The sequence below is a fragment of the Streptomyces sp. NPDC093094 genome (assembly GCF_044754345.1).
Classification (GTDB): Bacteria; Actinomycetota; Actinomycetes; order Streptomycetales; family Streptomycetaceae; genus Streptomyces.
Genome location: NZ_JBIVOX010000005.1, coordinates 95,158 through 107,978, shown reverse-complemented (window position 1 = coordinate 107,978; position 12,821 = coordinate 95,158). Strand labels below are relative to the sequence as shown.

At 73.0% G+C, this 12,821-nt stretch carries 8 protein-coding genes, 1 tRNA gene and 1 pseudogene; 2 read left to right on the top strand and 8 right to left on the bottom strand.

The window, feature by feature from the left end; all coding sequences use genetic code 11:
• Window positions 1–64: 64 nt before the first annotated feature.
• Together ACIQGV_RS11580 and ACIQGV_RS11575 are read right to left on the bottom strand one after the other, a co-directional pair.
• Window positions 65–1,513: a hypothetical protein gene (locus ACIQGV_RS11580; protein ID WP_402493358.1), complete on the bottom strand. Its 1,449-nt coding sequence runs from the start codon at window positions 1,511–1,513 to the stop codon at window positions 65–67.
• Window positions 1,514–1,774: 261 nt separating this feature from the next.
• Window positions 1,775–1,903, bottom strand: a complete 129-nt coding sequence (locus ACIQGV_RS11575) for a DLW-39 family protein (RefSeq protein WP_003999697.1) — start codon at window positions 1,901–1,903, stop codon at window positions 1,775–1,777.
• Window positions 1,904–2,263: 360 nt separating this feature from the next.
• Here ACIQGV_RS11575 and ACIQGV_RS11570 point away from each other — a divergent pair, with 360 nt between their 5' ends.
• Entirely contained in the window at window positions 2,264–2,677 is a 414-nt protein-coding gene (locus ACIQGV_RS11570) for a DUF6344 domain-containing protein (protein WP_402493356.1), read from the top strand.
• A 628-nt stretch (window positions 2,678–3,305) separates the two neighbouring features.
• Window positions 3,306–4,055, top strand: a pseudogene (locus tag ACIQGV_RS11565) (glycosyltransferase family 2 protein); the annotation flags it as partial.
• 29 nt (window positions 4,056–4,084) lie between these two features.
• Here the strand turns inward: ACIQGV_RS11565 and ACIQGV_RS11560 are convergent.
• From ACIQGV_RS11560 to gyrA, 6 genes are all read right to left on the bottom strand, one after another.
• The gene (locus ACIQGV_RS11560; RefSeq protein WP_402493354.1) at window positions 4,085–4,273 is read right to left on the bottom strand and encodes a ferredoxin; all 189 of its coding nucleotides are present in this window, start codon (window positions 4,271–4,273) and stop codon (window positions 4,085–4,087) included.
• A gap of 23 nt (window positions 4,274–4,296) precedes the next feature.
• Window positions 4,297–4,791, bottom strand: coding sequence for a hypothetical protein (locus ACIQGV_RS11555; protein ID WP_402493352.1), 495 nt, complete (start codon window positions 4,789–4,791; stop codon window positions 4,297–4,299).
• Window positions 4,792–4,979: 188 nt separating this feature from the next.
• Window positions 4,980–8,915 carry a hypothetical protein gene (locus ACIQGV_RS11550; protein WP_402493350.1) on the bottom strand — a complete coding sequence of 1,312 codons (3,936 nt, stop codon included), beginning with the start codon at window positions 8,913–8,915 and terminating at the stop codon, window positions 4,980–4,982.
• Window positions 8,916–9,294: 379 nt separating this feature from the next.
• Window positions 9,295–9,368: transfer RNA gene (locus ACIQGV_RS11545), tRNA-Ile, on the bottom strand.
• Between the two features lie 112 nt (window positions 9,369–9,480).
• Window positions 9,481–10,209 carry a DUF3566 domain-containing protein gene (locus tag ACIQGV_RS11540; RefSeq protein ID WP_402493349.1) on the bottom strand — a complete coding sequence of 243 codons (729 nt, stop codon included), beginning with the start codon at window positions 10,207–10,209 and terminating at the stop codon, window positions 9,481–9,483.
• An 18-nt stretch (window positions 10,210–10,227) separates the two neighbouring features.
• Window positions 10,228–12,819: a DNA gyrase subunit A gene (gene gyrA / locus ACIQGV_RS11535; RefSeq protein ID WP_402493348.1), complete on the bottom strand. Its 2,592-nt coding sequence runs from the start codon at window positions 12,817–12,819 to the stop codon at window positions 10,228–10,230.
• Window positions 12,820–12,821: the final 2 nt, after the last annotated feature.

Below are 12,821 nucleotides of genomic sequence, written 5' to 3'. Positions count from 1 at the left end.
TCGTCCGCCTCTGCTCCCGTACGCCGTCGTCCGACTCTGCTCCCGTACGCCGTCGCCCGTCCGGCTACCGCTCCGCCGGCCGTCGTCGCGCACGCACCGTCCACACCCCGAGCCCGGCCAGCAGGGCGGTCCCGCCGCCGAGGCCGCCCACCGCCAGCGCGGTCATCGCGGCGTCGTCCCCGGTGGAGGCCCCGTCGGCGGAGCCGGCGCCCGGCCCCCCGCCCGGCAGCGACGGCAGCCCGGCCGGCACCTCGAACACGCCCTTCGGCCGGGGCTCCCCCGCGTACCCGGGCCCGGACCCGGCCGATCCCGTCACCCGCAGGCGCAGGGTCAGCCCGACCGGGCCGTCGCCGAAGCGGTCCGCCACCTGGCTCGCGAGATGGACGACGAGGTAGTACGACCCGGCGAACCGCATGCCGCTCACCCGGTCGGCGACCGCGAACCGGTTCTCGTGGCCGACCGGGGGCAGCGGATGCAGGTCGGCCGACTGCTGCCGGCCGTAGTAGCCGGCGTGCGTGTCCTCGACGGGGCCGCGCGCCGGATTGAGCAGGGCCAGGTCGAGGGCCCCCGCGGTCGCGCCGGACCGCCCGGGGGAGCTGCCCAGCTCGGCGGCGACGTGCAGCTGCATGCCCCAGTCCAGCGGCACCTCGTAGAACAGCGTCTGTCCCGGACGGATGCGGTCCTCCCAGACTCCGTGGCCGAGCCGTGTCGCGCGGGCGAAGCCGGCGCCGCCGGCGCGGGGGACGGGGTCGCCGGTGAGCTCGGCGGGCGGAGCGGAGTTCCAGCTCTCGGGTGCCTCCGTGGCGCCGGTCCGGGACAGTCCCGGCTCCGAGACGGTGGTCAGCTCCAGCTGCCAGTCGTCCGGCCGCAGCTCTCCGGAGCCGATCACGCCGGCGGAACCGGCCGATCCCTCCGGCCCCTCGGAGCCCGCCGAACCGTCCGGGCCCGCCGAGCCGTCCGAGGTGCCGGAGCCGTCCGAGGTGCCTGAGCCGTCCGGGGCGCCTGAGCCGTCCGCGTCCGGACCGTCCGAGGACGCCGGGGCTCCTTCCGCCCTCGCCTCCACCACGACGTAGTACGTCCCCGCCTCCTGGCAGCGTGACCTGCGGGAGGTCAGTTCCCGCATGCCCCACGCGGTGACCGGACGGGCGCTGCGGACGCTGCCGAAGGTCTCGGTGTCCAGGGAGCAGATGCCTCCGTCGACATCCTGGACCGACACCCTGACGCCGTCGAGGGCGGAGACCTCGGCTCCCGGGGCCGGGACGGCTGTGGCGGAGACGTAGGCGTTGACGGCGTCGTCGAGTTCCAGGCGGTAGTAGACCTGGGCACCGGGCGGCAGGGTGCTGCGGTAGGTGGCGCCCAGGTCCAGGCGCTCGGCCTCGGTGGTGTCCCTCGCCGCGGGGACGCGCCGGGCACCCTCGTCGAACGCGTAGCCCTGCGGTGCTCCGGCGGCCCGGGCCGCCGGAGCGGCGGGCGAGGTCACCGCGCCGATCGCCGCGACGCCGCACAGCACCACGACGGCCAGGCGACGCCGGGCCCGGGCGGGCGTACCCGCCGAAGGCGGCCGGGACGGCGGAGCGGACGGGAGTCGCGGGGACGGCGGGGACGCGTGTTCCAGGAGGCGAACGCGATTCGCCCTCGTCGGCCACCACGCCGTGCACCGCCGCCCCATCACGCGCCACCCCTCCTCGTCGGACGAGGCCCCATCCTGCCGCGCGCCCCGGACACACAAAACCCCGGCCGCGCAGGCGGCCGGGGTCTGTCGGGGATCAGGTACTCACGAACCCGTGGGCACGGAGTCAGTCGCCTCCGTCCACAGATCCTGCTCGGCGCGATCCGCCTGGATCTGGCGGTACACGAGGAGCCCGCCGATGGCGGCCAGTGCGACCAGGAGAAGCTTCTTCACCGCGCTACCTCGTCTTTCCTTGACGTAGGGGACCTCTGGCGCCCGACTATACACACCGACCGATATCGATCGGTGACCTGCTCGGGCCCCCCAACTCCGTTCCCGTGCAGCGCAGTAGACGGCGGCCGGCCGCCGCGATCCGAGGGTGACCGCACCCCCACGGACGGTGATATTTCGTACCACCTTCTGCCGCCTCGCGCACTCTCAGGCGTTTTTCAGCGGTTTTCCGGGCCCCCTGCACCCATCCGGGTGGTGTTCATCCGAAGATCGACGCGCCATGGGCGTCGGTCCCCCACTTCGAGATCCGCATACACATCATGAGGAAAGTACGCAAATCGCCCAACCCGAAAGTGAGGAATCATGGCCCGGAACAAGGTCATGCAGCTCTGGACCGCCTTCGTCACCGCCTTCCTCGCGCTGTGCTCGGCGCTCGGCCTCGTCACCACCGCCGCCGCCACGGCCGACGCCGCGTCGGTACCGCAGACCGAGGCCGCCCGCAACAGCAGCGCACCGCTCACCCCGGCGGCGGTGCCTCTCTGGGCCTGGGCACACGCCAAGTCATTGCCTCCCACGATGAAGCAGCGCATCCGCGCCGAGGCACACGGCAAGACCCCGGGCTGCCGCCACCTTCCGCAGCCGGACACCGAGGAGGCGGCCGACGCGAGCACCGCCTCCTGCTCCCCCGGCGACCACCCCGAGAGCCCGGACGGGCAGAGCCCGGAGAACCTGAGGGACCAGCGGTCCGCCGCCGGCACCGTCCCCCTCCAGCGATGAACCGGACGACAGCCCCGAACCGCACGGCAGCGCTGAACCGCACGGCAACGACGATCCGCAGGACAGCGACGATCCGCGCGACAGCACCGAGACGCGCAGCGGCGATACCCCGCAGCAGCACCGAACCGCACGACCGTCCCCAGGCCCCGCCGTGTCAGCCCGGCTCGTCACGACGCGTACGCCTCATGAGGCGACGGCCGAGAACGGCCACGGTCCCCGACCGGAACGTCCCGCAGCAGCACGCACCCTCTTCAGCACGCCCTCACGGCGCCTTCCGTGACGCGCCCATGCCGTCACGGCCATCGGATCTGCGAACAGCACATGGGCAGGGCCCGGCCGCACCCTTCTGCGGCCGGGCCCTCGTGCGTGCCCGCCCCCACAACGGCTCGCCCGGCACACCCGCCCCCTCAGGACCGGCACCGGAGCCACCAGGACCGCCGGGACGCCGGGACCACCGGAGCCACCAGGACCACCAGGGGCGCCTTCCGGCCGGGAGGCGCCCCTCCGCGTGTCCCGTACGACGAGCGTCCGTAGGCTGAGGCCGTCGACCCGAGCCCGTACGAACTCCGGCAACCAAGCCTCTCCTCCTGCCTGTTGCCGCCGAACCGGAAAGGTGGTGCATGCCGCCGTGACCCGGCGCGTCACCGTCGTCACCGCAGTCCACGCCCCCTCCGCTCCCTACCTCCGGGACGCCTACGAGTCCCTGTGCGCACAGGAGTTGCCGGACGGCTGGGAATGGCACTGGCTCGTCCAGGAGGACGGCCGGACGGACGAGGTGGCCCACCACGTGCCCGAGGACAGGAGAGTGACGTTTCGTCAGGGGCGGCCCGGACGCCCGGCGGGCCCCGGTGTGGCGCGCACCCTGGCGCTGGCGCGCGCCGACGGCGTCTATGTGAAGGTCCTCGACGCCGACGACCGGCTCGCTCCGGGAGCGCTCGCCCGCGACCTGGCCGCGCTGGAGGCGGACCCCACGCTCGGCTGGGCGACCTCGCGCGCCCTGGACGTCCTGCCGGACGGTTCGGCCGTGGGCTTTCCGGGCGATCCGCAGGCCGGCCCGATCGAGCGGGGCACGGTGCTCGCCTCCTGGAGGGCCGGCGGCTTCCGCGCCCCGGTCCACCCGGCCACTCTCTTCGTACGGCGGGAGCTGCTGCTCGCCCTCGGCGGCTGGATGGCGCTGCCCGCCTCCGAGGACACCGGGCTGCTGCTGGCGCTCGACGCGGTGAGCCGGGGGTGGTTCTCCGCCGAGGTGGGGCTGCTCTACCGCAAGTGGGACGGACAGGTGACCGGCCAGGCGGCCCATGTCGACCCGGCCGAACGGGAGGCCCGTACGGCCGTGGCGGAGGCCAGGGCGCTGGCGCTGACGGACCTGCGGTGGCACGCCGCCGAGCCGCGGCGCCCGGGCGAGGCTCAGCCCTCGATGCGTATGGCCTGCGACGGGCACTTGTCCGCCGCGTCCCGCACCAGCGGATCCGCGCCGGTGCCCTCCCGGCCCGGCAGCACGGCCCCGAACCCGTCCACGACCGTGAAGACGGTCGGCAGCCGGTACACGCAGTCGCCCGAGCCGTAGCAGAGTTCCGGGTCGACGGTCACCTTCATCAGCACTCCTGCCCCTGGGGTCGTCACGAGGTGTGACTGCCCAGCGGCCCGTCCGCCGAACCGGCCGAGGACAGCCACTGTGCGACCCGGCGCAGGGTGCTCTCGTCGAGCCGGTCGACGAGCGCCTCGACGGCCAGCTGGTCCTGCGCCGTGAGGTCGTACAGGCCGGCGCGGCTCAGTCCCGCCATGAGGACCTGCTGCCGCCGGTCGCCCATGCGCTCGGACAGCCTGCCGGGCGTGGGTGCGGGCGCCGGCTCCGGGGAGGTCTCCTCCCGTGCGGCGGGAGCCTGCGCGGCCGGGAAGTGCCGCCAGTGCCCGTCCTGCGGGCCCCACAGCTCCATGTCCGCCGCCTCGCCGCGGGCCCGCAGCGTCCGGGCCATCTGACCGGCGGCGTACAGCACGGGTGTCCGGTACGGCGACTCGGCGCCGGCCCTCCAGGAGCCGTCGGACGGCCGGTGGAACATCGCGACCCACCGGGGCGGACCCGGCGGCTGCGGGCAGGGAGGACGTGTCTGCATGGCACACCCCTTCGGCGGAAGGCAGGGCAGGGCACTGCGCCGGACGGTAACTGACGAACCGTCAGATGGACAGCCATGTACACGAAAAAAGGCCCGGTCGCTGGCGACGGGGGATGCACCAGCGACCGGACTGACAACAACACTAACAAGGCTGTCAATCCTCCGGCAGAGGGTTGCTCGACCCTGTCTCAATCCTCTCCGCACGGGGCCGAGTACGACAGCCTCGGCAGGTACTCCCGCCACTTCTCGGGCGTGAGCACCCCGCGTGTGACCGCGCAGATACGGCGGACCGCCGTGTCGACGTCCAGATCCCACAGCCGGACCGTGTCCGTGCCGCTGGAGACGCCGAGCATATGGCTGCCGGGGCCGAAGGCCAGGAAGGTGCCGGTCCTGGCGTTGGGGCTCATCGACTGCCCGATCGCACCGGCCTCGGACGGGTCCGTGACGTCCCACAGCCGGACCGTGTCGTCGTTGCCGCCGCTGGCCAGCGTGTGTCCGTCCGGGCTGAACGTGAGGGACACGATCGCCTCGGTGTGCCCCCGCAGCGCGGACAGCGGCGCGGCCTTCAGCGGGTCGGCCATGTCCCACAGGCGCACGGTGTTGTCGTCACTGCCCGCGGCCAGGGTCCGCCCGTCGGGACTGTACGCGAGCGCGTTGACCGGCCCCGAGTGCCCGGTCAGGGGCGCCCCGAGCCGCGTGGCACGGCGCGGGTCGGCGACCCGCCACTGCCTGATCGTGCCGTCGGCGCCGCCACTGGCCAGGGTGTGCCCGTCCGAGCTGAAGACCAGCGCGTTCACATAGCCGGTGTGACCGCTCAGGGGAGGCCCGTAGGGGCGGGGACGCGCCGGGTCGGAGACGTTCCACAGCCGTACGGAGCGGTCGTCGTAGGCGGTGGCGAGGGTACGGCCGTCGGGGCTGAAGGCCAGGGTGCTCGGCCCGGCGAAACGGGTGCGCAGCGGCAGGGGCCGGCCGTGCGCGACCGGGCGGGCGGGGTCGGAGACGTCCCACAGCTGGACCGCGCGGCTGCCCGTGACCACCGCGAGGGTACGGCCGTCGGGCGAGAAGGCGGGCGCCTGGGCGTCGCCCTCGGCCGGCAGGAACGGCCGGCCCAGCAGGACGGGCCGGCCGGGCCGCCGGATGTCCCACAGCCGCACCCGCTCGTCGCGCGAGGCGGTGGCGAGCACCCGCCCGTCGGGACGGAACGCCCCGGCCCGGCCGACCATGTCCGAGGTCGGGATGGACCACAGCCGCACCCTGCTGTCCCCGCTGCCCGTCGCCAGGGTCCGGCCGTCGGGGCTGAACCCCACGGCGTACATCTCGCCGCTGCTGCCCGCCAGCGGCTCGCCCACCTGCGAGGGAAAGGCCGGGTTGCGGACGTTCCACAGGCTCGCCGTGCTGTCCGCGCTGCCCGCCGCGAGCATCGTCCCGTCGGGGCTGAACGCCACCGACCACACGGGCCCGGTGTGCCCGGTCAGCGGCGTGCCGAGCGCCCGGGCCCGGCGTACGTCCCACAGCTGGATCGTGTCGTCCGCGCTGCCGGAGGCCAGGGTGCGCCCGTCCGGGCTGAACGCCAGCGAGTGCACGGTGCCCCGGGGCCCCGCCAGCGGCCTGCCCAGCGCCGTCGGCCGGCGCCGGTCGGCGGTGCTCCACAGCCGTACGGTGTCGTCGTCGCCGCCGGAGGCCAGGGTGCGCCCGTCCGGGCTGAAGGCGACGGTCCGCACGGCGTCGGTGTGCCCGGTCAGCACCGCGAGGGGCTGCGGCCGGTCCCGGTCCGCCAGGTCCCACAGACGGACGACGCCCTTCTCGGTGGCGGCGGCCAGCGTGCGTCCGTCGGGGCTGAAGGCGAGCAGGTACACGGTGCCGTCGTCGCCGGTGACGGGCGTGCCCACCGGCCGTGGGCGGGCCGGCTCGGTGACGTCCCACAGCCGGACGGTGCCGTCGTCGGAGGCGCTCGCCAGGGTGCGGCCGTCGGGGCTGAAGACGGCCGTGCTCACCCAGCTGGTGTGCCCGGTGAGCGGCTTGCCCAGGGGCTCGGGGCGGGTCGGGTCCGCCACGTTCCACAGACGCACCGTCCGGTCGTAGCTGGCCGTGGCCAGGATCCGCCCGTCCGGACTGAAGCTGGTCAGGTACACGGCGCCCCGGTGGCCCTCCAGCGGCGTGGCCAGCGGGGCGTTGACGATGGAGACCAGGCGGTTTCCGGTGCCCTCGTCGCCGGGCCGCAGCCGGTGGGCGACCAGGTCCAGCTGGGCGGAGAGCGAGGGGTCCGTGTACTGCACCCGGTCGGCCTCGGCCAGGACGTGCTCGAACACGGCGTCGTCGCGCTGCTGCCAGGCCACCACCGCCGAACCGACGGCCACCACCGCGAGGACGAGCAGCGCCGCCACGGCCGCCCGGCCGAGCCACACCGTGCGCCGGCGCAGCCGGACCGAGGCGGCCAGGAACTCCACGGCGCTGCGGGTCAGCAGGGTGTCCCCGGAGGATCCGGCCCAGCCGTGGGCCTGTTCCAGCCGGGAGCCCCGGTAGAGCAGGGCGTTGTCGCGGCGGGATTCCTCCCAGGCGCGGCCGTCCTCCTCCAGGCGCTGGCGCAGCAGGTTGCCGGTGCGGTCCTCGTCGATCCAGTCGCGCAGCCTGGGCCAGGCGTGCAGCAGCGCCTCGTGGGTGATCTCGACCGTGTCGGCGTCCAGCGTCACCAGCCGGGCGCGGACCAGCGCCTCCAGGGACTCCTCGGTCTTGTCCGGGTCGGTCGACTCCTGCGCCAGCTGGCGCCGGGTGCCGCGCCGGCGGGTGGCCTGGGTGTCCTCGCCCAGCCTGACGAGCCGCAGCAGCAGCAGCCGGGCGGCCGCGCGGGCGGCCGGGTCCAGGCCGGACCAGGCCCGTTCGGCGGTCGCCGCCACCGCGCCCTGGATGCCTCCGGCCGCGCGGTAGCCGGCCAGGGTGAGCCGTCCGCCCTTGCGGCGCTGCCAGGTGGCGAGCAGGGCGTGCGACAGCAGGGGCAGCACCCCCGCGTCATGGGTGCCGCGCGGGCCGTCCGCGCTCACCTCACGGACGATCAGCTCGGCCAGCCCCGGTTCGAGTTCCAGGCCGACGGCCCTGGCCGGTCCGGTGACCGCCTCCCGCAGCTCGGCGGTGGTCAGCGGGCCGAGCACCATGTGCCGGTGCTGGAGGGCGTCGGCGAGCTCGGGATGGCTCAGGCACTGCTCGTAGAAATCGGCGCGTACACCCAGGACGACCAGTGCCGGCGCCGGTACGCCGGGCGCGCGGGGGGCGGCCGCGGCGTGCAGCGTCCCGACGAAGGCACGCCGGGCGGCCTCGTCGGAGCAGAGGGTGAACGCCTCCTCGAACTGGTCCACGATCACGACCGGCCGCCCGCCCGGCGAGTCCTCCCGCCGGGCCCACGCGCCGACGGCCTCCTGGACCGCCTCCGTGAACCCCTCGGCACCGGGTTCGGGTACGGCGGCCAGGCCGGGGACCCGGCGGGTCAGCTCGACGGCCGGGTCGGTGCCCGGCACGAGCTGGAGCACCGTGCGCGGCTGTCCGCCGCCGTCCCGCAGCGCGGGCACCAGACCGGCGTTCAGCAGCGAGGACTTGCCCGCGCCGGAGGCGCCCACGAGCATCACCAGGCCGCCGGTGTCCTCCGCCTCGCTCAACTGGGCGACCAGCGCCGCCGTACTGCGGTCGCGGCCGAAGAACCAGCGGGCGTCCTGGTGCCGGTAGGAGGCCAGGCCCCGGTAGGGGCACACCCCGGCGACCGGCTGCTGCGGCTCCGGATCCTCCCCCGGCGCGGCCGGGCCGGACACCGCGCGCTCCCACAGCCGCTGCCAGTGCGCCAGGTCGTACAGCCCCGGCGAGACCGGGGTGGGCCTGGAGCGGCGTGCCTGGGGTATCAGCACCTGCAGCACCGCCGCGAGCGCGGCGAACTGGGCGGGGACGTTCGTGGCACGCCGCCAGTCGCTGATGCGCTGGGCGGACACCCGTACCGGACGGCCGCGTTCGTCGGCCCGCTGCAGGCGCGTGACGGCCTCGGACACACGCTTCAGCGGCGGGTTCCCGGCCTCCCTGTACAGCAGCGCCAGACGTTCGGCGAGGGCTGTGCGCGCCCCTGAGTCGCCGCTCAAGGTGTCCACCCCAGCTTCCCTCCGCACCTGGACGTCCGGACCGGAAAACTCACTCTATATGGCTGACCTGCGACAAAGGCCCGAACCGGACACCGGACGCTCCTCCCGGCAGGCATCTGCGGGCAGGATCATGCAGCGGCCTCGAACGCGCCGGCAGACGGCCCGAGGACGTCCGTTCGATCCACGCCGACAGGATCGACCCGAACCCGCCCGTCCGGCACCGGTCCCCACGAGGGGAGGGACCGGCGCCGGACGCCGGGGGCCCGCGCACCGGACGGCCCGCCGCCCCGTCCCCCTCGTGACGCACCACGGCTCACGGCGTACGACACCTCATGGAGCACAACGCAGATCGGGCGCCTCCCGTAGGGGAGACGCCCGATCTTTTCTGTGGGGCTAACAGGATTTGAACCTGTGGCCTCATCCTTATCAGGGATGCGCTCTAACCAACTGAGCTATAGCCCCGCCGCGCTTTGCGGTGTGTCCCGCGCGCTGACTCCTGAAGATTAGCGCACGACCGGCGCAGTCCCAAAATCGGTTCCCTGCGCCGGTCAGCGGGGGCGTCCCGCCCGCCCGCTCACTCGTCCTCGGCGAGCGTCAGCTCCACACCGCCCACGAAGCCCGCGGACAGGTTGTAGATGAACGCGCCGAGCGTCGCCAGCGCCGTCGCCAGGACGACGTCGATGACCGCGATGATCGTCGTGAACATCAGGACGTTCGGCAGCGACAGGAACGACTGGAGGTCGAAGCCGTTGGACTCGTTCGACCCGGTCGCCTCGGAGATGGTGCCGCCGACCGTGGAGAAGACGCCCATGGCGTCCATGACCATCCACAGCACCGCCGAGGCGACGATGGTGCAGATGCCGAGCGCGATGGAGAGCAGGAAACTGACCTTCATCACCGACCACGGGTCGGCCTTGGCCACCCGCAGCCGGGCCTTGCGCACCCGCGGCGTGGTGCGCGCTCCGGTGCGCGGCCTGCGCACCGCGCCGGGGGCCTCGCCCTCGGTCTGGTACGCCTGCGGCGGGTGGTACGGCCCCGCCGGCTGCTGCGGCTGCCGTTCGCCCGGAAGCGGGGACACCGACTGCGGGTCGGTGCCCTGAGCGGCCGGGCCCGCACCAGCCGCGTAGTGCTGGGTCTGCGGGCCTCGGGTGTCCGTCACAGTTCCCCCCTGGGATCCATGAATGTCGTACGAGGAAGTGGGCGCGGGGTGTGCGCCGCTCGCGGCGGAGCCACGGCCGCCGCCCGTTCCGGCAGAAGTACCGGCCGACGTACCGGACGATCCGGCGCCCGTGGCTCCACTCACGATGACTCACTCCTCGTGCTACTCGGCCGAGGGCGCCTCACCCTCGTCCGTGCCGGTGGCCGCGGCGCCTTCGGCGGTCTCGTCGACGGCATCCTCGCCGTCGACCTCCTCCGCCTCGCGCCCCGCCTCGGCGTTGCGTGCGATACCTACCACGGCATCGCGCTTGCCAAGATTGATCAGTTGGACGCCCATGGTGTCACGGCCCGTCTCCCTGACCTCGTTGACTCGCGTACGAATCACACCGCCGCCGAGCGTGATGGCGAGGATCTCATCGGTCTCCTCGACCACCAGCGCACCGACGAGCGAACCGCGGTCCTCCACGATCTTGGCGGCCTTGATACCGAGGCCGCCGCGTCCCTGGACGCGGTACTCGTCGACAGGGGTCCGCTTCGCGTACCCGCCGTCTGTGGCAGTGAACACGAACGTACCGGGTCGAACAACATTCATCGAGAGCAGCTCGTCGTCCTCGCGGAAACTCATGCCCTTCACACCGGAGGTCGCACGGCCCATGGGGCGCAGCGCGTCGTCCGTCGCGGTGAACCTGATCGACTGCGCCTTCTTGCTGATCAGCAGCAGATCGTCCTCGGCCGAGACCAGTTCGGCGCCGATCAGTTCGTCGTCGCTGCCGTCCTCACGCTCACGGAGGTTGATGGCGATGACGCCGCCGGAGCGCGGGGAGTCGTAGTCCTTCAGCGAGGTCTTCTTCACCAGGCCGGCCTTGGTGGCGAGCACCAGGTAGGGCGCGGCCTCGTAGTCGCGGATCGCGAGGATCTCGGCGATCGCCTCGTCCGGCTGGAAGGCCAGCAGGTTGGCGACGTGCTGGCCGCGCGCGTCCCGGCCGGCGTCGGGCAGCTCGTACGCCTTGGCCCGGTAGACGCGGCCCTTGTTGGTGAAGAACAGCAGCCAGTGGTGGGTGGTGGAGACGAAGAAGTGGTCGACGATGTCGTCTTCCTTCAGCTTCGTGCCGCGCACGCCCTTGCCGCCGCGCTTCTGGGCGCGGTAGTCGTCCGTCTTGGTCCGCTTGACGTAGCCGCCGCGGGAGACCGTGACGACGATGTCCTCCTCGGCGATGAGGTCCTCGATGGACATGTCACCGTCGTAGGGGACCAGCTGGGTCTTGCGGTCGTCGCCGTACTTCTCGACGATCGCGGCGAGCTCCTCGCTGACGATGCCGCGCTGGCGGGCCGGGGAGGCCAGGATCTGGTTGTACTCGTTGATCTTCGCCTGGAGCTCGTCGTGCTCCTGGACGATCTTCTGCCGCTCCAGGGCCGCGAGACGGCGGAGCTGCATCTCCAGGATCGCGTTGGCCTGGATCTCGTCGATCTCCAGCAGGTCCATCAGGCCGTGCCGGGCGATGTCCACGGTGTCACTGCGCCGGATCAGCGCGATGACCTCGTCGATGGCGTCCAGGGCCTTCAGCAGACCGCGCAGGATGTGCGCGCGCTCCTCGGCCTTGCGCAGCCGGAAACGCGTACGGCGGACGACGACCTCGATCTGGTGCTGCACCCAGTGGCGGATGAACGCGTCCAGGGACAGCGTGCGCGGCACCCCGTCGACCAGCGCCAGCATGTTGGCGCCGAAGTTCGACTGGAGGTCGGTGTGCTTGTACAGGTTGTTCAGCACGACCTTGGCGACCGCGTCCCGCTTCAGCACGATGACCAGGCGCTGGCCGGTACGGCTGGAGGTCTCGTCGCGGACGTCGGCGATGCCGCCGATCTTGCCGTCCTTGACCAGGTCGGCGATCTTCTGGGCCAGGTTGTCGGGGTTGGTCTGGTACGGCAGCTCCGTGACCACCAGGCACTGGCGGTTCTGGATCTCCTCGACCTCGACGACCGCGCGCATGGTGATCGAGCCGCGGCCGGTGCGGTACGCCTCCTCGATGCCCTTGCGGCCCACGACGAGCGCGCCGGTCGGGAAGTCGGGACCCTTGATCCGCTCGACGAGGGCGTCCAGCAGGTCCTCGTGGGACGCCTCGGGGTTCTCCAGGTACCACTGGGCGCCGGCCGCGACCTCGCGCAGGTTGTGCGGCGGGATGTTGGTCGCCATGCCGACCGCGATACCGGCGGAGCCGTTGATCAGCAGGTTCGGGAAGCGGGCGGGCAGGACGGTCGGCTCCTGGGAGCGGCCGTCGTAGTTGTCCGTGAAGTCGACGGTCTCCTCGTCGATGTCGCGGACCATCTCCATCGACAGCGGCGCCATCTTGCACTCGGTGTAGCGCATGGCGGCCGCCGGGTCGTTGCCCGGAGAGCCGAAGTTGCCGTTGGAGTCGACGAGCGGCATCCGCATCGCCCAGGGCTGCGCGAGGCGGACCAGGGCGTCGTAGATGGAACTGTCGCCGTGCGGGTGGTAGTTGCCCATGACGTCGCCGACCACGCGGGCGCACTTGTAGAAGCCGCGCTCGGGGCGGTAGCCGCCGTCGTACATCGCGTACAGCACACGCCGGTGGACGGGCTTGAGGCCGTCACGGACGTCCGGCAGCGCGCGGGAGACGATGACGGACATCGCGTAGTCGAGATACGAGCGCTGCATCTCGGTCTCGAGCCCGACGGGCTCGACGCGCAGCGAGAGTGCCTCTTCGCCCGGCGTGACGGGAGTGTTCTCGTCGGTCATTG

Coding starts and splice junctions, on each gene's coding strand:
- ACIQGV_RS11570 (WP_402493356.1), top strand. CDS start 2,264: ATGGCCCGGAACAAGGTCATGCAGCTCTGGACCGCCTTCGTCACCGCC.
- ACIQGV_RS11560 (WP_402493354.1), bottom strand. CDS start 4,273: ATGAAGGTGACCGTCGACCCGGAACTCTGCTACGGCTCGGGCGACTGC.
- ACIQGV_RS11555 (WP_402493352.1), bottom strand. CDS start 4,791: ATGCAGACACGTCCTCCCTGCCCGCAGCCGCCGGGTCCGCCCCGGTGG.
- gyrA (WP_402493348.1), bottom strand. CDS start 12,819: ATGACCGACGAGAACACTCCCGTCACGCCGGGCGAAGAGGCACTCTCG.